This is a genomic window from Paenibacillus sp. sgz302148, from assembly GCF_056120465.1.
Genome location: NZ_JBVYOJ010000010.1, coordinates 53,622 through 73,382, shown reverse-complemented (window position 1 = coordinate 73,382; position 19,761 = coordinate 53,622). Strand labels below are relative to the sequence as shown.

Genomic DNA, 19,761 nt, shown 5'->3' with positions numbered 1-19,761 from the left:
CAAACCGAAGGATGTCTTGGTATAAGCCGACTGCACATTTTGTCAAAAACGACTGTTTAACGAGTTTTATAAAAGGGGGCATCGCTTTGCTTACACTCCAAGATCTGATGCGGCAGCATCCGTTCGTTCCGTATATTCGCCATAGCGATTACGCCGTGCGCAAGCCTTGGTACGTCCCTGTCCGCCGTCTGCTCGATTATTTGCTCATTTACGTTCAGGAGGGCGAATGTGAATTTAGCGCGGACGGCGTGAAGCATACGTTCACGAGCGGCGATTTTTGCCTCATTCAGCCGAATTCGCTGCACGAGCTTCGGGGGTTGACCGACACGATAACGCCTTACGCCCATTTGGACATCTGGTACAACCCAAACCGCGAGCAAAGCTTCATGACCGTGGCGGGCCAAACCGACCTTTCGCCGTATAAACATCTTTTGCAGCCTAGGCTGAACGACATGGAAGGCATTTCGGTACCCGTAAAATTCATGCCGAAGCGCCCGATCGAGTTCCGCGACAAACTGCTCGAACTCGTCCGGTGCTGGCAAAGCGCCGACCCGCTCAAGCAGCTGGAGGCGCAAACTTTGGCTTCGCAGCTGATGCTGTCCTTGCTGCAGGATTTCAGCCGTGCAGCACCGCAAACGCAAGCGGCGATGCCGTCATTCAACTGGATTACGTCCTATTTTTCATTTCAGCTCGGCGAGCCGCTTTCCGTCGATGCGATGGCCAAGCGCGCAAACCTGTCGCCGTCGCGGTTCCGTGATGTGTTCAAGCGGCAATTCGGCATGCCGCCGCACCGGTATTTGCTGGAGCTGCGCGTTCAACATGCGAAAGCGATGCTTGCGACGACCGAGCTGACGCTGGCGGAAATCGCCGCATATTGCGGCTTCGCAGACGTGCACCATTTCGCCAAGACGTTCAAAAGCCGAGTCGGCGAAACGCCAGGCGGCTACCGGGCAAGCCATGCTGCTCCGCTATAAAAAACATCTTGACCTTCCGGTTACTGGAAGCTTTACAATAGACCTATACACGATCAGCAGCCGGAAAGGAGCACACGCTACTTGATGACGATCGGTCAATTCAGCGAGCGAACCGGGATGAAGCCGAAGACGCTTCGTTATTACGAAGAAACCGGACTTCTCGTGCCGGCCGTACGGCTCGCCAACGGCTACCGCCAATATGCGGACGAGCAGATGGAGACGGCGCAGCTCATTCACAGCTTGCGTCAGGCCGATGTCAGCATGGCAAGCATTCAGAAGTTTTTGGCCGCATCCCCGGAGCAAAGGGAAGAGCTGCTCGCCCATTGGCGGGAGGAGGCTTCCGCCAAGCTGCTGTCGATTCAGGTCGCGAATCAGTTCTTGAACGGCCTGAACCCGCACACGAAGCGGATTCACCTCGTTCATTGGGATCGTCCGAAGCAATTGGCGTGGCGCGTGCTTCCTGAAGAGGAGATGCCCCTGGACTTTGCGAGTACTGCGGATCGGCTGCATGCCGATTTGACCACGAGCGGCTTTACGGCGGGGGAACGCTCGGCTTACGTCCGCTTTCCCGAAGATGGCGACGGCCGTATCGTCCGCAGCGAAATCGGCTTCGTGCTTGACGAGACGAAACCGCTTCCGAGCAGCATCGCGAGCCAATCGGAAGTGCATCTCGCGGCGTGGCGGCTTGAATCGCATCCGTCGACGTTGTTCGCGACAATGGAGTGCAATCCTGATATGCCGCTGCCTTGCCGGCCGATCTTCGCCGCGATCCGCCAGTTCGGCTTTCGTCCGGTCGGGACACCGCTGCGCAAATATGCCGCTTTTATGGCCAAACGTTATGTGCTGATGGTTCCTGTTGTTCGTTATGAATTCAAGGGAGAGTGAGCTCCATGTCGACGAAAACCGCTAATTTGCGAATCCACGCTTTGCACGAGTTTTATTTCCCGGTGACCGACATTTCGGCTTCGACCTCCTGGTATGCAAGCCATCTCGGCATGCAAGTCGTGAGCCAAGGCGCTGCGCGAGCCACGTTGCGGCTCGAAGAAGGGGCGCTGCTGACGCTTGTCGCGTCGGAGCAGCTCAACCGGTACGACTCCGTGCCGATCAACATGAAAGCGCACGATGCCCGCACGTTTCATGAACGTCTTGTCCGCGGCGGCGTTCGCGCGAAGGAGCCGGAAAATTGGCACCACTACGTCGATTTTGACGTCTACGATCCCGATGGCAACCCGTTCAACATCATCAGCGAACCCGCATTCCGGGTTACGCCGAACAATCTGTTCCGCATCGACGGCATCTTTCTCGGCGTCGCGGATTACGACCGTGCGCTCGCGTGGTATAGCGACATATGGGGCGCGGACCTCGAATATGCGTTCACGCACCCCACCGAATCGCTGCCCGAAGCTCGGTTTGCCTGCTTCCGCGGCGTGCCGTTTTCGCTCGTGGAATCGCCGGCATCCCGGCTCATTCACCGGGTATGCGAGTTCCGCACAAGCGACGCGGCGGCGGATCACGCGTTTCTGCGCAGCAAAGGCGTTAGAGTCAGCGATCTTCAGACGGGAGAAGGCGCGATCTCGTTTGCTTTTTACGATATGGACGAGAACGAATTAGGCGTGAAGGAGTTCGGGGACACTGCACAGTTCTAGAGGTAAAATCTATGAGCGAAAGGCGGAATTTTGTTGATCAAAGGAATCCAAGTCGTATTTATGCCCTCTCGCGATATCGAAGAATCGAAGATTTGGTATGAACGCAATTTAGGACTAACCTGGAATGAGTGGGTGATGATCGTACCTAATGGGGCACCTATATTTTTCGTGGAATCGAACGAGAACTGGAACTACAAAGACGAGAAGGGGAAAGAAATCGCCGTTCTTTCTTTCACGGTCGAGGATGCTTTGAAGCTGCATCGACAGTTGAAAGACAACGGGGTTCTAATCGAGGAACAACCCAGGAATATCCCGGGAATCGGCCTGGAGTTCACGTTTTACGATCCAAGCGGCAATTTATTGATGGTGACGCAGCCGGAATAAAAATCCGCATAGCCGCATCATATTTCTTTAAATTGAGGAGGAACATCCCATGACAGAACAAGTTAAAGCTAAAATTGAAAACTCGCTAACGGTGCTGTTAGTTTCCGACCTGGAGAAGTCAAAGGCTTATTACGAGCAAGCACTCGGCTGCGAGGTCAATGACTTCTGGGCGATCCGCGATAACTTCGGGCTTGGCTTCAAGCTGATTCAGGCGGCCGACCCGCAGGATGTCAAACCGAACAAAGGAACGTGGAATACATACGCGTACGTCCGGGATTTTCAAGAGCTTGACGCTTTGTATGCGGAATTTAAGGCAAGCGGAGCCCATATCGCCGATGAGCCTGTTGTTTCCGAATTCGATTGGGGAGCCTGGAAAGAATTTTCGGTTCGCGACCTGGACGGGTACGTCATCGGCTTTGGATCGGGCAAGAAGAACTAGAGTTTATATATCTTATCCCATCCAACCCACTCCAATCCAAAAAAAGGATCCGGTGAGCAGCAAGCATGAAACGCTTCCTGTCGCTGGATCCTTCTTTGTAGCGCCTCGGCCGTCAGCCGATCTGTTCCGCTAGATATCGCTGCCCTCCGCGCTTGGAGGCAGCTGCGGCTTCGACGCCGGCGAAGGGGCTTGCGGCGCCTCGGCCGGCAGCGCCTTGCGGGCAGCTGCGCGCGGGCTATCCGATCCGGCTGCGCCCACCTTCTGCGTCAGCCCCTTGATGATGCCCTCTACGTCGATGCCGGATACGCTCTTCAGCATTTCCGGCGCGGTCGCCATGAGCTGCGTCACGTAGTTGCTGACGCGGGCGGCGCCTTCGCCATTGCCCGTATCGACGACGGTCAGCTTGTCGATCGAAGCGAGCGGCTCCGCGATTTTGCCAGCCAGCTCAGGCAACATCTTGACGATGATGTCCAGCACGGCCGCTTCGCCGAACTTCTGGAACGCCTCGGCGAGCTTCTCCTTCGCTTCCGCTTCGGCAAGGCCGCGCAGCCGGATGACCTCCGCCTCCGCCGTACCGCGCGCCCGCTCGGCATCGGCGATCGCCTGGCCCTCGAGCCGCTTCTGCTCGGCCACGGCTTTGGCCTCCGCCTCAATCGCGTATTGCCGTGCGTCCGCTTCGCGCATTTTACGCGCTTTGTCCGCTTCCGCCGCCTGCTCGACCGCATAACGGTCGGCGTCGGCCTTCTTCTTCACTTCCGCGTCGTATTGCTTCTGACGAACTTGGATTTCCTTCTCCTGCAGGTCGATTTCGCGTTCCTTGCGGACGAGCTCCACCTTCATCTGCTCCTCGACCATCGTTTGCTTCGCGCGAGCTTCTTGAATGTGATACGCCTGATCCGCTTCCGCTTTGGCGGTATCCTGCTCCCGCTTGAAGGACGCTACCTTCAGCTCCTTCTCCTTCGCCGCTTCGGCGATGTTCGTGTCGCGAAGCAGCTCCGCCTTCTGCCCTTCCTCTTCGGCGCGCGCCTTCTGGATCCGCGAGTCCCGCACCGCCTCCGCCTCGGCAATGTCCGCGTCCCGCTTCACCGCGGCGATTCGCGGCTTACCGAGCGCGTCGAGATATCCGTGCTTGTCGCGGACGTCTTTGATCGTGAAGGAGACGATCTGCAGCCCCATTTTCTTCAAATCGCGCGCCGCCACGCCTTGCACTTCCTGCGCGAATTTATCGCGGTTGCGGTACACTTCCTCCACCGTCATCGAGCCTAGAATGGACCGAAGGTGGCCCTCAAGCACTTCCTGCGCTTCCGCTTTGAGCGATTCGATCGGCTTGCCCATGAATTGCTCGGCCGCGGTCGCGACATCCTCGACGGAGCTGCCGACCTTGATGATCGCCACCCCATCGGCGAGCACCGGCACCCCTTGCTCGGTGTACACTTCCGGCGTTGACACATCCAGCTTCAGCGACTGCAAGGAGACGAGCTCCACCCGCTGAAAAATCGGCCAAATGAACGCCCCGCCGCCGCGTACGATTTTGATTTTGCGGCCGGATTCGTCACGCGAAATATTTTTGCCGCCAAGAAACGAACCCGTAATGATCATTGCCGCGTCAGGCCCCACCGTTTTGTAACGGGCCCAGAACGCAAGTCCAAGAACGATAATGACGCCAACGACAATCAGTGGAACGAGTAAAAAATCCGGAATTTCTGACATACTGCTCATCCTCCTTTGATTGGATCGCCGAGAGCGGAAACGTAGAGAGTGTCGTCCTTCACTTCAACGACGACAACGCGGGTACCGGTGTCAATGTACTGACGCTCGAAGCTGGCCGCGATTTGGTTCGTATTGCCCGCGCCGACCCGTACCAGCACCTCGCCATACCCGCTTGACGGAATGGCTACCGTCACCTCTCCGATTTTTCCGCTTAGCTCGTAAATCGAGAACCCGGTTGAATTTTCGCTGTTTTCCATCGGTTTAACATAGAAGAAATAAATGAGCGCAGCAATGAAGACAGCAATGACGATCGACAGCAGCAGCGTAAGCGCCGGTCCGATGGAAGCGTATTCCGTCAGCAGCACGCCCGCGCCGCCGAATCCGGCTATTCCGCTCATCAGCACCATCGGCTTCAGCACGTCCAGCGACAAAAAGTCTAGCACACCGTCGAGCACATGACTGATCAAATCGCCGAATACGACGCTGACTAACGCATACAACCCGCCTATGGCGAGGCACGACCAGAACAGTCCGACCATAATACTCCTCCTGTCCCAAAATTCAACTCTTCAGTAGTTTATACGCCAATTTCGGCTAATCGTTTCACAGAAAATTAACGGACCGGCATATAATGAAGCTCGTTATCGATCTCCCACCGATCCCGAAAAATCAGCCTATCGTTTCGTTCACTCTGTTCGCTCCGTGCAGCCACCGGCTCCCGCCAATCGGTATCTTCAATAGCTCCGTTAATCAGATTAAGCTTTTTATACAAAGGGTGCAGCTTGACCGGCGCCGCTTCCACCTGCTTGTGCAGCTCGTACTCCCGCAGTACGACTTGAGCTTCATCCGGCAGCCACTGCACGATTTCGATATGTCGGTTCGATTTAGGCTTTACCTTGACGCGGTGAAGAAGCTTACCTCGCGAATCGAAAAAATCAAAGCCTTGCGGCGCGATTTCGACGTATTCTCCGCCATTGGCGCTGACGATATGGTCTTCGCTTTCGTCAAACGTATAACCGTGCGCGGTATATTTGCTGTCCGGACTCCATTCCAGCGGATAATAAAAGTCGTATTGTTTTCCGTTCGGAATCGGTTTCCGGTTTAGCTGCATGCCGTCCAGATCATACAGATTGGCACGGTATTCAACAATTTCGCCGTTCGGAGAAACATGTACGTCAATAAATGGCCAATCGTTTGGAAACAGGCGCTCAAGCTTTTTGGATGTTCGGTTTTTTAAGTCGAATTTCCAAGCACTTCCTTTGTACATAAAAAGCATCATTACGTCTTTTGATTCGTTCAGCCAGGAGTTTGCCAAATGATCTGCCGGTTCTCCGCGAAATATATCGTCAAACAAAACCTCCTGTTGTCCGTCGGTTACGTCCAGCGTTTGAATCGAGTACTTCAGGGTGTTATCCGCTTCGCTCCCGCGTGCCGAGATATAAATCAATCGCCGGTCATCGATATAGCCAAACACGCCAACGATCGAATCGATATCGTAATCGTCTCGGACATCCGCTCTTGCAAGCAAATATTGCCGCAGCTCTTTTGTTTCCGGGTTAAAAACGACCGCATCCTTCCGGTATGGTGCCGGTTCGTTTGACCGTAATGACCGCCGAATGACATGTACGATGAAATTCGAATTATTGTCTGCCGGAAAGACGGATTGGGTCACCGCCTCGCCATCATGCACAATTTGCATATCTTGCTCCGATTCGGCAAGCGAAAGCTTTAACTCTTGCTCCAATGTGCTTCTCGAAGGATTCGAGGAATCCTCCGGATTTGGTTCGGCTGCTTTATCCGGCGGATGGTCCGGTTGCATGGAAGGTTTTGTTGTTTCGTGGACCAGGAGTTTTCCATCTGTCCGCTGATCCGTTGCCGCAGGCAGCATGGCATAAACTGTTACCCCGATCGCTACTGCGGCCAAAGCCGCAAGCCACAAGACCCGTCTTTTGTTATTTTCCAAGCATCTTTCTCTCCTTTGCCCTTGAGACGACCATAATATGGTATTATACGTCAAATAGATGGTCTGATGGGAAAATTCATTATATTTTTACGGTGGCGTGGAAAACATAAGAAAAGCTTCTATCGAAGTCCTTCCAAGGATGAGCGAACGCGTTATAGCGGAAGCTTATTCTTGGTAAAGAAAGTTCTCTTTCGCTTGAATGCTTCAGCGAACTAAAGCTTTCTTTATCGTTAAGAAACGCGTTCTAATCTCAATCCCATTTTCGGAGAAAGGGGGAGCAACACGCCATGGTCGGAAAAAATCCATCCAAGCAGCAAGAAGAAGCGCGGGCCGCGCAAGCGCTGGCAGACCGTACCGGAAGAAACAAAGAGGCGGCAAGAGACATGCAGTCTGACGCCGACCGAGCTGCCGTACCTAAACACGGCCAATAAATAAACGGGTTCGTGCAGCGTGAAGCTTTCGAAGCCGTTTTGCAGACGCAAAACGTGGAGGAGGAATGAACTTGAGCAACGGCAAAGACAGAATGCTTCCGATATCGGGCGAAAACGTCGATGTCGACGGAATATACAAAAACGACTGGGGCCGGGAAGAAGAGCTGATGCGCGGTCAAGTGTTCCCTGCCGATCCCCAGCTGGGGACGACCGCATGGGAGCTTGTCCGTTTCACGTACGACAACCACCACATGGGCGAAACGGACATCCGGCTGCGCCACGAAAAAGCCGAAGGCCAAGCCGGAGGCGGCGGGGAAAGCCCCCGCAAACATATCGACCGCGGAGACAAATAAACCGCGCTTATTGTCGGAGCAAGCACGCGCTGCCAACACGACATGTGCGGCACGGAAACGGGACAAGCTTAGTGCCAGAGATGCACAGCTTGTCCTGTTCGGCGTTGAAATGCATTCTCTGGTAATATGACCACGAGATGTAATTTCATGACCTTGCGCATGACCCGGCTCACTGGGGCATATGACTGTTTTTCAATTATGATGGTCGTGTACGTCATTATTGAAAGGAGAGTCTTCATGCCAGTCCGTTCACCAGCTCGTAAAAAAACGTTTCGCGCGCTGCTCGGCGCGCTGCTTGTTTCCTCGATTGTCGCAGCGCCGATGACTTACGCCGCAAGCCCGGATGCCAAAACGTCCGCGTCCGGACCAACCGATCCCAAAGAGGTGGAAGCGTTCGCCGACCAATTTTTCAACCAGCCTCAGATCAAAGATCAATTAACCGGAGCAACGTTCGTCGTCGTGAAAGACGATCAAGTGCTGCTCAAGAAAGGTTACGGCTACGCCGACATAGCGAAAAAAACGCCGGTTGATCCCGACTCCACCGTATTTCGAATCGCGTCCATTTCCAAATCGTTTACGGCGACGGCAGTCATGCAGCTTGCCGAACAAGGCAAGATCGACCTGGACCAAGACATTCAGTCGTACTTGGGCGATTTGCGGATCACGAACAAAACGGATCAACCGCTCGCAATGAAGCATTTGCTGACCCATACAACCGGGTTCGATTATACGGAAGCCGCTTTCCTCGACAATATCCCGACCGATTTCGATTATCCGCTGGATCGGTTCGTGAAATCGTACGCGCCGACCGTCGTACGCAAACCGGGCGAAGCATACCGATACGACAACTACGGCTTCTCCCTGCAAGGATACATCGTCCAGAACGTCTCCGGCCAGCCCTTCCAGCAGTATGTGGCAGATCATATTTTCAAGCCGCTTGGCATGAACAGCACTTATTTTCAAATTACGCCTGAAAATCGCGATCGGCTGGCCGTCCCTTATAATGCGATCAAACAACCGATCGACCAATACGGGTCCGCACCGACAATTTCGCCGGGCGGGGGCATGTTATCCACCGGCGGCGACATGGCGAAGTTTATGATCGCGCACCTGAACGGCGGAAAGTTCGGAAATGAGCGAATACTGAAAGAAGAGACCGCCAAAACGATGCACCAATTGCAGCATGGGATCCATCCGAAGCTGCCGGACGGGGCCTACGGCTTCGAGACGTTTTACCAAAGCCATAACAACGGCCAGCTCGTCATCGGCAAAGGAGGAGATTTGCCGGGCTTCCATTCGTGGATGTGGCTGATGCCGGAGAAGAAGGTCGGCGGGTTTATCGTCTTCAATAGAGACGGCTTCGATTTCCGCGAGGCGTTGTATCAAGCCTTCATGGATCATTATTACCCGAAACCGGCGGAAACAAAAACGGATTTCAAATTATCCGATCGGGAGCTGGCGCGTTTCACGGGGGTTTACAGGGATCTGCGCGTACCGCTTTGGACGTTCCAGGTTAAGGCGTCCAAGGACGGCCAGCTGATTGTCGATGATTTGTTCGGCAATCATAAACTTCGCCCGATCGAGCCGCTGCTGTTCGAAGACGAGGATGGGAAACAAGCGGGCTTCAAGGAAAACCCGGACGGCACCGTCGCTTTTATGTACTACAACAAACCGGACAGCTGGGCGGAAAAGCTGCCGGAGCCGATACCGTTCCGCGATGTCAAGCAAGACAACCCTTATGCCGAATCGATTTATCTCATGCTGCAACTCGGCTTTATTGGCGAGTCCGAGGACGGCTTATTCCATCCCGGGCAGCCGATCACGCGAGCGGAATTTATCGCTTGGATCATGCGCGCTACGGGGATATCCCCTTCCGCGCAGCCGGGCGCATTCGCCGATCTGGCCGGCAGTCCATACGCCGCAGCCGTTCAAAGCGCGGCTGCTCTCGGGATTGTGAAGGGTACGTCGGAGCAAGCGTTTGAGCCGGACAAACCGATTTCCCGCCAAGAAGCGGCGACGATCGTATGGAGGGTGGCCCAATATTTCGTTGGCCTGCCGCCGCACGAAGCATCGCTGGGCGGCGAAACGGATGCTTGGGCCGTCGAGGGCGTCAAATTTGTTGTCGCCAAAGGGATGTATGGCCCTGAAGTCAAACCGGGCGAAGGCGGATCGGTCGATTACAAGTCCAAGCAGCCGATGCTTCGGCAGGAAGCGGCCGCCATGCTGAACCTGTTTTCCAAAAACCTGCTTTTGGGCGGTTAAGCGGCTTGAGCTGAATTGAAGTAAAGCCGCAGCGCATTGTGAAGTACTGTGGCTTACTTTATGGGCGCATCCCAAAATAATCGTTGACGTTATCCCAATATGCAGCGCACGTTTCTTGTTTCTGCGCCGTCAGTTGGTTCAAATCCCACCCGCCTACGCCGCCCCGTTCGATATCCCCTTCGATCAGGAGCAGCATCCAGGCCGAAAAGACGGCGGCGAACAAATGGTACCGCCTAAGGAAATCGTCGGAGTATCCTTTCCATCCGTGCACTTCGCGGGCCTTGACGTAAACGAGTATCGCCCGGCGCCGCGAGCCCGGCGTCATCGTCTTGCGGTACAATGGGTGCGTCATATCGATCAAATGATACAAATCCCAAAACGCCGAATTGCGATGGGCGTGCTCCCAATCGAGCACGACGAGCTCGCCTGTATCCGGCGCGAGTGCGTAATTGCCTTGATGAAAGTCGCCGTGCGACACGACGATTTCCCCGATGAGCTGTTTGCCCTGATCATGCACCGCAGCCATAAACGATTCAAATCCGCGCTCGCATCCACCCTCCGCACATCCGGACAAAACGCGGCGCAGCTGTTCCTCTTGCCGCAGCACAGTGTCCGCTACGGCGGATACTGAAGGCTTGTGTCCCGCATAATGCCCGGGAACCGCTTCTAGTGGAAGCCGGTGCCATTCTGCAATGGCCCGTGCCGCTTGAAGCAGCGCTTCCTCGGAGCCGTCGTGCTCGAGCCGTCCTACATCCTCGAATAACTGCCAGTAGCTGGCCGGCTCCTCGTGCGGGGCATGAGCCAACAGTGCGGGATAACGGATCGAGGGAGCGAGCCGCGGCAGCAGATGGCGGTAAAGCCAAGGCTCTCTTCCCAACGTCTCCGCATTCGTCAGCGGCTTGAATATATAAGAACACACCGGGCCCTTCGATATCAGCTTGATGCGCTCCACTGTTTTTCCGTTCATCCCCGTGTACAGCGGCTCCCTGTCCGATAACAACCGTTCATCCAAGGTGCCGTCCGGCAGCACAAAAGAAGCGTCGAATTCCGTATTCATGCGGCCTTACCCTCGCTTCTTCATGAGCGAGAGCAGCCACCAGCGCCACTCCGAACGCCGCTTGTACTTCGGCAGCATGCGGTACACCTGGACGCATTCCTGGTACGCACGCGCTGCGTCCGCACCGCGCCCGAGCTGTTCATAGAGCTGCCCTAGACGATAATAGGCCTCGCAAGAGGACGACTGGATCGCACGAAACTTCTCGAGATAATCGAGCGCACGCGCCACATCGGTTTTTGCCAGCGCTTCCGCCAGGCGCAAATACGGCTCGCCGTAACGGACCCTCTCGTTCAGCTTTAAGCTGTCCAGAATCAAAGCTTCCCCCTGCTGCAAATCGCCCAGCTTGAGCCGGCACAAGCCGGTTTCATACAGTACCTCCGGCGATTCGTCCATGACGGGAAGCGCTTGCTCCAAATACGGCAGCGCTTCGGCGTAACGTTTTTTCTCGATCAGAAGATGAGCAAGCTCTACCTTCGCGGACGTGTCATGCGGACTCAATTGAAGTTGCTGCTTCAGCTTTGCGATGCGCCGCCCCACTTGAAACGGGCGAAACAAATTCGGGAGCAGCCCAACGTACCTTCGATCTATGAAATATAAAATGACAAGCAGAACGAGCAATGCAATAAAAGGATTGCCGAGAATGCGCCATAACAAAATAAAAATAAAAAACTTGAACATGCCGTCCCTCCACGATCAACATCTCGTATAAACCCACTTTACCAAAAAAAGGAGCCCACCGCTACAAATTGGACTTTCGGATCGCCTGATTGATGATTTCCGACAAAACAAGCCCGATCGCAATCGCCCCGGAAATCATAAAAGCTTTGGCTCCGAGCTGCACCGCCGCATCGTAACGGTTTTCCACCACATTCCGCATCGCGTCGTATGCAATGCCCCCGGGCACAAGCGGGATAATTCCCGCTACGCTGAAGACGATGATCGGCGTCCGGTACAATTTCGCGAAAATTTGGCTGACGACCGTGACCAACACGGCGGCGACCAACGTCGCAATTACGGCGTTCCCCGAAACCAGCATCAGCAACGTGTACGCCAACCACCCGAGCATGCCGACCAGACCGCTTTGCACGAAAGTCCGCCTCGGCACATTAAACATAATGCCGTAAGCGGCGCAGGCGATTAAGCTTACTGCAAGCTGTTCTACGATCATAGCATGTCCTCCTTGCCCCATTTACAAGTAAAAAGAAATGACAAAGGCAATCCCTGCGCCTATCGCAAAGGCGGTCAAAAACGCTTCCGCCCCCTTCGATATGCCGGATACGAGATGGCCGGCCATCAGATCCCGAACCGCATTCGTAATAAGCAAGCCCGGTACAAGAGGCATGACGGAGCCGATTATAATTTTATCCAAATCGCGCCCGAGTCCCGTTTTCACGAACAAAAACGACACCGTTCCGATCACCAGCGAAGCAAAAAACTCGGCAAAAAACTTGATCCGCATAAGACGCTGAACATAAATCAAAAAGGTATACCCGCATCCGCCCGCAAATAAGGCCGGGATCACATCGCCCCACGTACCCTGGAACATGATCAAAAAACTTCCGCTCGCGACCGCCGCCGCCAGGATTTGGACCCAAATCGGATAAGCCAGGTTGGCGGATTCGATACTTTGAAGCTGCTTGTACGCTTCGGCAGCCGACAATTCCCCGCTGCTGATTTTCCGTGAAATGTCGTTGACGAGCGTGACCTTCTGCAAATCGGTCGACCGCTCCGAAATGCGGATTAACCGGGTTGTCGAAGCCGGCGCGTCCATCGCAAAAAGGATTCCCGTCGGCATGACGAAGCTATGGGAATCCCGAATGCCGTACGAGGCCGCTATGCGCATCATCGTATCCTCGACACGGTACGTTTCGCCGCCGCTTTGCAGCATGATTTTTCCCGCCAATAAACAAATTTGCGCAATTTGATCGTAATCATGAACCGGTTGATCCGTCGCTTGGTCCATCGCCGCTCTCTCCTCATGCCAAGGTTCTCAAGATGTTCGCTATAGTTCAAGTATAGCACGGACGGACCTGCTTATTCTGCCGCAAATCCGATATCCGCGAATTTTGGCGGCCGTCCGGTTAAAAAAGGGTATTCCCAGCCTTGCTTGGCTCTAGGAATACCCTTAAGTTTATTGAATGTTATTGCCTGTCATGTATAGCAGATCGAGCATCTTGCCGATCATCGCCGCGGCTTCCTCGCGGGTGATACGGTCGTCCGGCCGGAACGTGCCGTCCGGGTAGCCGCTCAAAATGCCGCTTGCCTGAAGCGATAAAACGTGCGCTTTGGCCCATGCCGGGATTTTGGCTTCGTCCGCGAACGGCCTCCGCCCTGCTGCGTCAGGCGTTTCGAGCATGCCTTCCAGCATACGCCCGATGACCGCTGCCGCTTCGGCCCGTGTAATCGGACGCTGCGGTTCCAGGTACGACGCGCCGTTCTTCGTCGTGCCGCCGAACCATTGCTTGCCGACCGCAGTCGCCATGTACGCCCGTGCCCATGTCCCGACCTTGCCTCTGTCCGCGATCGTATCCGCCAGCGGCTCCGTCGTTACGGGCACATCGCTCGCAGCAACGAGCAACTTGGCGAATTCCTGGCGCGTAATCGCACGCATCGGCTGGAACAAGTAGTCTCCGGCTTTCGCCTCCCCGCTCACGATGCCGATCGAGGCGAGACGGTATACGGCATCGTTCGACCACCGTTCCTTCATGTCGGCGAACGTCCGCAGCTTGCCGTTCGTGGCCAGCGCGTACTTACTGAAATGCGGCAGCTTCGCTGTGATCGTGCCCTCGATCGGGTTGATTTGCCCGCCGATGCACTCCCAGCGCGCCTTCCGGTCGTTGAACCAGTAGATGGCGAGCTGATTCAAATCCCCAACCGAGGCCAAATCGAACTTGATCGTTAATGTCGCCGGCTGGTCAAGCCGAACCGGCTTATCGAACTTGAACTCGTAAATGTTGCCCGCGATATGAAGCCCGCCGGATTCGTATTTGGCCGTGTCTTCGATAACGCCTGCGCCTACCCCGGTCGAATCCTTGAACTTTTGTTTGCGAATTCTCAGCGTTGCCTTGCCGTCGATCGAAAGAACAGTATCCTTGTCCTCCGACAATCCGGCGAAGGCAACAAACTTCACGTCCCGCTCGCGTTCGATGATCGACTTGAGCAGCTCCATCAGCGGATCGGTCTGCTGTCCGGTCCCGCCTGATGCCGTTCCGCCGGCAGCGCCGCCGGTAACGCCGCCGCCATTGCCCGTACCGGGACCGCTGCCGTTATTCCCGCCGTCGTTACCTCCGCCTCCGGGCGGCTTGTACCATTCGTTGTATTCATCGTCTGTCGGCTTGCCCGGATCAACGGGACCGGTCGATACCGCTTTGACGATCATCGTATTTTCCAGCGCATAATCCTTGGACAGGTGATAAGCCGCCTTCACGACAAGCTCGCCCGGCTCCGCGGCGGTCAATCGGCCGTCCTTCGTCAGCGTGCCGTTGTTCTCCCCGAACAGGATGCTCCAATCAGCCAATTGCTCGTCGATCACGTAGGAGTTACCCTTCGCATCGTATCCGACGAGCTCGAATGCTTGCTTCTGCCCGACCGGAAGCTCCATCCGGCCTGCCGACGCGCCGCTTCCTGACGTCGCAAGGGTACTTGTTCCGGACACAGCCGCGGAAGCTTTGGCTGGATCGACGGCGCGGATTTCCACCCTTGTGAGCTCCTTAACCGCCTGATTGAAAGCTTTGGACTCGTACACGGACACATTGCCCGCCGCATCCTCGGCGGCGACGGTTATCGTCTTGTTCAAATATCCGTCCGTCGGCAGCTCCTTCATGAACGACCCCGTCGGGTCCGGTTCCGCCGGCTCTCCGTTCACGGTAACATGGCTGCCCGGCTCCGACGTTCCTTTCACGACGATGACTTGCTTGCCGCCGGGTCCGATTTCGACGGTTTCCATGCTTTCGATTTTTAAATCGGGCGCTTGGGTGTCGGATATGATGCGGACGCTGGAAACCGACGAATCGCCGTCCTTGTTGATGCCGGCAACCGATACGATGTTGGCGCCCTCTGCCAAGTCAATCGTTTCCCGCCATCCCGACTCAAGCTGCCGCTCGCCCCGGCTCTTCACGATGTCGCCGCCCACGCTCACCGTCGAGCGGATCGACTGGTCGGACTTCATGACGAGCTCGGCCGCATTCGCGCTCACGATATACGCCGTTTGCCCTTGGGCATCCTTCGTCGTCCGCGCGGGTTCACCGTTTGCGCCAAGCACACTGAGCACGATTTTCGCCGGTTTCGCTTCCGGCAAGTACGCCGCCGCGGATGTCGTCGGCTCGCCGAACACTTTGACACCGTTCACGATCGTATAAGGGGCAACGGCGATTCGATACTTGCCGCCTGGCTTGATGCCGATCGTCTGCCCGGTGTTGTCGTCGTCGACCGTTCCGCCGATGATCGCTTCGGTCCTGTCCCCGCCTTCCGCTTCGATGGCTCCCGCGTCCTTCAACGGCTGGCCGCTTTCGTCCAGCACCTGCAAATAATATCCTGCCGGAGCATCGGCCGAACCGGACGAGCCTGCTTTCGTCCAGCTCGCGCGGAACAATCCGTCGCCCGCAGGCTCCAGCTTCACTCCCGCCAATGCGCTCGGCTGATGAGGGTTCACGATGGAAACCGAACCGTCGGCATACCGGCTGCTATAGTTCGTGCCGTCCTTGTACAACACGGTTCGGACGTAATACGTTCCGCTCGCCAGCGTCTCCGGCAGCTCGATGTCCGCCGTTCCTTCGCTTGCCTCCAGGCCGTCGACCAGCTTGCGGCCGGGATCGACCGTATTATCGCCGCTCAAATAAATCGCGACCTTGTCGCCCGTGGATGTATGCGCCGCTTGCCAGTCTACGGTCAATCGGTGCGAGTCTGCCGCATCCGCGGTTACTTTCGCGCCGGTCAACGCAGGCGTTGCTTCGACGCCCATCAACTTCCATTCGACGGGTTTGTCCGAGGACAGCGTCCATGTCCCTTGCATCGGCTTCTTGAAGGAAACGTACATGCGCCGCTCCAGCGTCCCGGATTCGCTTTCGTCCGCAGGAATTTCTTGGACAAGGTAGTTGGCCTCCGCCCCGTCCTTCTTCAGCGCATACGGATTTCCTTCCGGATCGCGAATCTCGAGCTTTGGCGCATCGCCTTGATATTTCACTTCCATCAGCGCATAATCCCGTACATCCGGATTCGACGCATCGATCGTGAACGTATCGCTTGTCACGCCTGACGAGCTGATCGACGCCTTGCCGCGAGGAACCGACTTACCGGACGAACTCGCAACGGGCACCATATTGGTCCCGAAGGACATAACGCCCGATCTTGCTCCGCTCTCCGAGTCGTAATGAACCATGCGGCCGATGCCTTCCTCGGGCTGCAGCATCATGTCCGAAAGCCCTCTTGAGGCGATCTCCGCTTCTTTGCTTCCCCACTTGTATTTGAAGCCGACCGGGATGCCGATCACCTCCACGGAGCCGTACACCTCTTCCGTGCTCAGTTCGATTTGCGCGCCGGCAAGCTGAAGGCCGCCGACGAGCGGAATCTTCTTCGGCACGTATATTTTCACCCAGCCGCCGCCCGAAAGGGAGACCGGACCGAAGATGCCGTTCTTGGAGGAATCGAATTCGAGCATGGCGTGCACATTGCCTTTGATAATGTCCAGGATGTTCAGCGTCGCGCCCATTCTCGCGGCGACCGCAAAGCGGTCCAGCGAATCTTCGACGAGCACGCTGCCGTACACTTCCTCGAACAGATCAAGCTTCATCACCTGCAGCTTGCCGGAAAATTCGATGCCGCGCAGCGACATTTCGACCGTCACGTCGTCGCCGCCGATCACCTTGGCGATTTCGAAACCGCCGATGAACACCAGCTTGAGCGGCGGCAGGACGTTATAATTGCCGGTCGCCGTATCGTATAAGTTTTTGAAACCGCCGCCGCCCTTCGTAATATACGCGAGAACGTACGGAGGAACGAGCGGAATGCCCGGCTGCCCGCCGACGGTAAAGATGAGATTGTCCGGTATCGGCACATTGCTCTCCGTAAAACGCAGCGTTAGCAGACCATGCACCTCAACCACCTTGAACTTGACGTCAGCCTCGATCTCGTATTTGCGGCTGAACGTATCGACAAGCACCCGGCCCTTGGCGCCGAAATCCATGCCCGGCACGATGCCCGCCGGCAGTTGAGCCTGCCCTTCGGCATGGAGGCCCAGGAAGCCGAACTCGTTGGCAGGTCCGAAGAGATCGGCTTGCTTCCGAGTGCCGAATTTGGCTTCTTGCAAATTGACGCCGAACTTCAGTTTATCGGCATCGTCCTTGCCTTTGCCGACCCCGATGCCAAGCCCCATCGAACCGCTGAACGAAACCGATTTGTCCCCGATCGTCGCCATCCGGATGTTGACGGGAAAATAACCGATAATATTCATGTACGGCAGCCCTTGCAGCATCTCCCATTTCACGACGATCGGTTCTTGGCCGTCTTTCGGCTCCAGCTCATACCGTTTCCCGTCCGTCAGCTTCATGTTGAACGGCCCCTTCTCGAACGGAAGGTTCGGGATCGAAAGCGCGCCATTGCCGGAAATATCGACGTAACCGGGCTTGCCGCCGGCTGCGGCGATTTTTTGGATCGTTATTTTTTGCGAAGCGCCGCCGTATATTTCCTCGGCCATTCGATCCCGGTTATATTGAATCACGGAATTGATCGTCGCCGTCGTGTCGATCTCGTATAGGTCTCCGGACTGCTTCACTTTGCCGCGGATTTCCATCAAGATGCGCTTGTTGGTCTTTTGCTTGAACTCGGCCAGCTTTTGCTCGTTTTCGACCGCCTCGACGCCGTACGTTTTGTCGTCTCCCACGACGAGCAGGATGCCGTAGCTGCGCGACTTATATTTCTCCTCCAGCGTGAATTCGATCTTGCTTTCGAATTTGCCGTATTTCCCCGCGTCCAACGCGATGATATACGTCCCCGGATCCGCTTTGATCGCGAACTGGCCCAAGGCGTCGTCAATTTTCACGCTTAACCGGTTATCGTCGATGATGCTGATGCTCGAGCGCGAAAGCGGAATGCCGAGCCTGTCCTTTTCCCTTACCAGCTCCACCTTCAAGTCGGCGAACCCTTTCAGCAGCTCGAATCCTTTGCCGCCGAGCGTGATCGTCGGGCTTGTGTCGAGCGTGTAAATTTTGTCCGGTAGCGCGCTCGTGACCTGCACCGTCGGCAATTCGCCGGTCAACGCCGGCAAAATCACATAGCCCGCCTGAAGAACCTCTTCGCCGCCGTCCGCCTGAACGCTGACCCGGAATTGCGGAGCTTTATAGCTCGATTGCGGCTTCGCCTTCACCTTCCAGGTCACCGTCCGGGTCGCGTTTACCGCAATGTCTCCGACGAGCTGACTCGAAGGCTGTCCGTCCGCCAGCTCCAGCTCGTCCGGCAGGCCGAGCCTCGCAACGACGTTTTTCAGCGGCACAGCCCCTGTCGTGGCGTTGTCGATTTCCATCGCGACGTCGAACGGCTGCTCGACGTAATTGTTTTTCGCTCCGTTCACCGTTAGCTGTTTCGGAGCAACCAACTGCGTTGCATACTTGGCTTGCGTCAGCGATGTCGAAAAGCTGCCCATGCCGTAATAAGTTTCGAACGTCTTCGTATCGCCCGGAGCGATCGACATCGGGTCCCAGTATAGGGCGACGGCGCTGTCCGCGCTGCCGTATTCGTTCATCGCGTTCGTGAAATCCAAATCGCGGTTGACCGCATAGTCCCATTTGGTCGCGGAAATGCCTTCCCAATGGGCGATGATCATTTTGCTCGGGCTGATGTTGCCCCAACCCTTCAGGAAACCGTAAGCCGTCACCTTCGGCACGAGCGGATCGTCGGCCGCCTTCCAATAATAAGGCATGCTGCCGCCTTCGATCACCGTTTCCTTATGGATGAACCGGCTGTCTCCGGACACGGTGACCGGCGAGGCGTCCTGCGGCCCCAGCATCGTGTCGAGCAGGATGCGGGAGCCGACTTGAACGTTTTTCGCCGTCGTATTTTTCACCTGGTACGAAATTTTGACGTTGCCGACATTCGGATTTGCCGTGTCCTCAACAAGCGCCAGCGTTTGCGTAATCTCCAGCCCTTCCGCTTTCCAGACCGATTGGTTCGTAAGCCCTTGGGTCGTCGGATCGTAGGTGAAATAACCGCCGGAACCGAGAAATCCGTATTGATTGCCATAAATATAATCTTTGCCGTTAATGCGGAACGTCGTAAACGACGTATCCGGCACCCGGTCCTGGAACAGCAGCTGCTTGTTATCGTCCGTTTCCTTGAGCGGATGGCCCTTCGCCGTCTTGATGCTGAACCTTCCGTCCTGCTTGTGAATCGCCACGTCGACGAACTTGTTGCCGACCGTCGCCACTTCGTCCGCTGCCGGCTCGGCGAAGACAAGACCCGAACCGCCGGATAACCCGACCAGCATGCATAACAGCACAAGCGTTAATTTTCTCCAAAATCGCAACCGCGCCTTCTCCTTCATCTCTTCCAT

At 55.9% G+C, this 19,761-nt stretch carries 16 protein-coding genes; 8 read left to right on the top strand and 8 right to left on the bottom strand.

The annotated features are described in order from the left end of the window. Positions 1-86 precede the first annotated feature (86 nt). The 5 genes from AC0LWM_RS16205 (at position 87) to AC0LWM_RS16185 (ending at position 3,443) form a co-directional block, all read left to right on the top strand. The gene (locus tag AC0LWM_RS16205; protein WP_474676004.1) at positions 87-974 is read left to right on the top strand and encodes an AraC family transcriptional regulator; all 888 of its coding nucleotides are present in this window, start codon (positions 87-89) and stop codon (positions 972-974) included. Between the two features lie 84 nt (positions 975-1,058). Further along, the gene (locus AC0LWM_RS16200; RefSeq protein ID WP_474676189.1) at positions 1,059-1,859 is read left to right on the top strand and encodes a MerR family transcriptional regulator; all 801 of its coding nucleotides are present in this window, start codon (positions 1,059-1,061) and stop codon (positions 1,857-1,859) included. A gap of 5 nt (positions 1,860-1,864) precedes the next feature. Further along, positions 1,865-2,620 (top strand): VOC family protein, encoded by a 756-nt coding sequence (locus tag AC0LWM_RS16195; protein ID WP_474676003.1) that lies wholly within the window; start codon positions 1,865-1,867, stop codon positions 2,618-2,620. Between the two features lie 33 nt (positions 2,621-2,653). Next, complete coding sequence (locus tag AC0LWM_RS16190) at positions 2,654-3,004, top strand: VOC family protein (protein WP_474676002.1); 351 nt, start codon at positions 2,654-2,656, stop codon at positions 3,002-3,004. 49 nt (positions 3,005-3,053) lie between these two features. After that, complete coding sequence (locus AC0LWM_RS16185) at positions 3,054-3,443, top strand: VOC family protein (RefSeq protein WP_474676001.1); 390 nt, start codon at positions 3,054-3,056, stop codon at positions 3,441-3,443. A gap of 129 nt (positions 3,444-3,572) precedes the next feature. On the opposite strand, the gene floT is transcribed toward AC0LWM_RS16185, so the two are convergent. From floT to AC0LWM_RS16170, 3 genes are all read right to left on the bottom strand, one after another. Next, positions 3,573-5,153 carry a flotillin lipid rafts scaffold protein FloT gene (floT, locus tag AC0LWM_RS16180; protein WP_474676000.1) on the bottom strand — a complete coding sequence of 527 codons (1,581 nt, stop codon included), beginning with the start codon at positions 5,151-5,153 and terminating at the stop codon, positions 3,573-3,575. A 5-nt stretch (positions 5,154-5,158) separates the two neighbouring features. Further along, on the bottom strand, positions 5,159-5,692 hold the full coding sequence (locus tag AC0LWM_RS16175) for an NfeD family membrane protein (protein WP_474675999.1): 534 nt from the start codon (positions 5,690-5,692) through the stop codon (positions 5,159-5,161). A 74-nt stretch (positions 5,693-5,766) separates the two neighbouring features. After that, positions 5,767-7,116, bottom strand: a complete 1,350-nt coding sequence (locus AC0LWM_RS16170; protein ID WP_474675998.1) for a hypothetical protein — start codon at positions 7,114-7,116, stop codon at positions 5,767-5,769. Positions 7,117-7,403: 287 nt separating this feature from the next. Between AC0LWM_RS16170 and AC0LWM_RS16165 the strand changes: the two genes are divergently transcribed. From AC0LWM_RS16165 to AC0LWM_RS16155, 3 genes are all read left to right on the top strand, one after another. Then, positions 7,404-7,547 carry a hypothetical protein gene (locus AC0LWM_RS16165; RefSeq protein WP_474675997.1) on the top strand — a complete coding sequence of 48 codons (144 nt, stop codon included), beginning with the start codon at positions 7,404-7,406 and terminating at the stop codon, positions 7,545-7,547. A 71-nt stretch (positions 7,548-7,618) separates the two neighbouring features. Further along, positions 7,619-7,900 (top strand): transposase, encoded by a 282-nt coding sequence (locus AC0LWM_RS16160; protein ID WP_474675996.1) that lies wholly within the window; start codon positions 7,619-7,621, stop codon positions 7,898-7,900. 237 nt (positions 7,901-8,137) lie between these two features. Further along, positions 8,138-10,162, top strand: a complete 2,025-nt coding sequence (locus AC0LWM_RS16155; RefSeq protein WP_474675995.1) for a serine hydrolase domain-containing protein — start codon at positions 8,138-8,140, stop codon at positions 10,160-10,162. Between the two features lie 58 nt (positions 10,163-10,220). Here the strand turns inward: AC0LWM_RS16155 and AC0LWM_RS16150 are convergent, their stop codons facing one another. From AC0LWM_RS16150 to AC0LWM_RS16130, 5 genes are all read right to left on the bottom strand, one after another. After that, positions 10,221-11,219: a phosphotransferase gene (locus tag AC0LWM_RS16150; RefSeq protein ID WP_474675994.1), complete on the bottom strand. Its 999-nt coding sequence runs from the start codon at positions 11,217-11,219 to the stop codon at positions 10,221-10,223. A 6-nt stretch (positions 11,220-11,225) separates the two neighbouring features. Further along, the gene (locus AC0LWM_RS16145) at positions 11,226-11,897 is read right to left on the bottom strand and encodes a tetratricopeptide repeat protein (RefSeq protein ID WP_474675993.1); all 672 of its coding nucleotides are present in this window, start codon (positions 11,895-11,897) and stop codon (positions 11,226-11,228) included. A gap of 61 nt (positions 11,898-11,958) precedes the next feature. After that, positions 11,959-12,387 carry a threonine/serine exporter family protein gene (locus AC0LWM_RS16140; protein WP_474675992.1) on the bottom strand — a complete coding sequence of 143 codons (429 nt, stop codon included), beginning with the start codon at positions 12,385-12,387 and terminating at the stop codon, positions 11,959-11,961. A gap of 21 nt (positions 12,388-12,408) precedes the next feature. Next, positions 12,409-13,182, bottom strand: coding sequence for a threonine/serine exporter family protein (locus AC0LWM_RS16135; RefSeq protein WP_474675991.1), 774 nt, complete (start codon positions 13,180-13,182; stop codon positions 12,409-12,411). A 168-nt stretch (positions 13,183-13,350) separates the two neighbouring features. Then, the gene (locus tag AC0LWM_RS16130) at positions 13,351-19,761 is read right to left on the bottom strand and encodes an S-layer homology domain-containing protein (protein ID WP_474675990.1); all 6,411 of its coding nucleotides are present in this window, start codon (positions 19,759-19,761) and stop codon (positions 13,351-13,353) included.

Bases quoted from the DNA above. Each gene is read 5' to 3' on its own strand.
- AC0LWM_RS16200 (WP_474676189.1), top strand. From the start codon at position 1,059: ATGACGATCGGTCAATTCAGCGAGCGAACCGGGATGAAGCCGAAGACG.
- AC0LWM_RS16195 (WP_474676003.1), top strand. From the start codon at position 1,865: ATGTCGACGAAAACCGCTAATTTGCGAATCCACGCTTTGCACGAGTTT.
- AC0LWM_RS16185 (WP_474676001.1), top strand. From the start codon at position 3,054: ATGACAGAACAAGTTAAAGCTAAAATTGAAAACTCGCTAACGGTGCTG.
- floT (WP_474676000.1), bottom strand. From the start codon at position 5,153: ATGTCAGAAATTCCGGATTTTTTACTCGTTCCACTGATTGTCGTTGGC.
- AC0LWM_RS16175 (WP_474675999.1), bottom strand. From the start codon at position 5,692: ATGGTCGGACTGTTCTGGTCGTGCCTCGCCATAGGCGGGTTGTATGCG.
- AC0LWM_RS16165 (WP_474675997.1), top strand. From the start codon at position 7,404: ATGGTCGGAAAAAATCCATCCAAGCAGCAAGAAGAAGCGCGGGCCGCG.
- AC0LWM_RS16155 (WP_474675995.1), top strand. From the start codon at position 8,138: ATGCCAGTCCGTTCACCAGCTCGTAAAAAAACGTTTCGCGCGCTGCTC.
- AC0LWM_RS16150 (WP_474675994.1), bottom strand. From the start codon at position 11,219: ATGAATACGGAATTCGACGCTTCTTTTGTGCTGCCGGACGGCACCTTG.
- AC0LWM_RS16145 (WP_474675993.1), bottom strand. From the start codon at position 11,897: ATGTTCAAGTTTTTTATTTTTATTTTGTTATGGCGCATTCTCGGCAAT.
- AC0LWM_RS16140 (WP_474675992.1), bottom strand. From the start codon at position 12,387: ATGATCGTAGAACAGCTTGCAGTAAGCTTAATCGCCTGCGCCGCTTAC.
- AC0LWM_RS16135 (WP_474675991.1), bottom strand. From the start codon at position 13,182: ATGGACCAAGCGACGGATCAACCGGTTCATGATTACGATCAAATTGCG.
- AC0LWM_RS16130 (WP_474675990.1), bottom strand. From the start codon at position 19,761: ATGGAAGAGATGAAGGAGAAGGCGCGGTTGCGATTTTGGAGAAAATTA.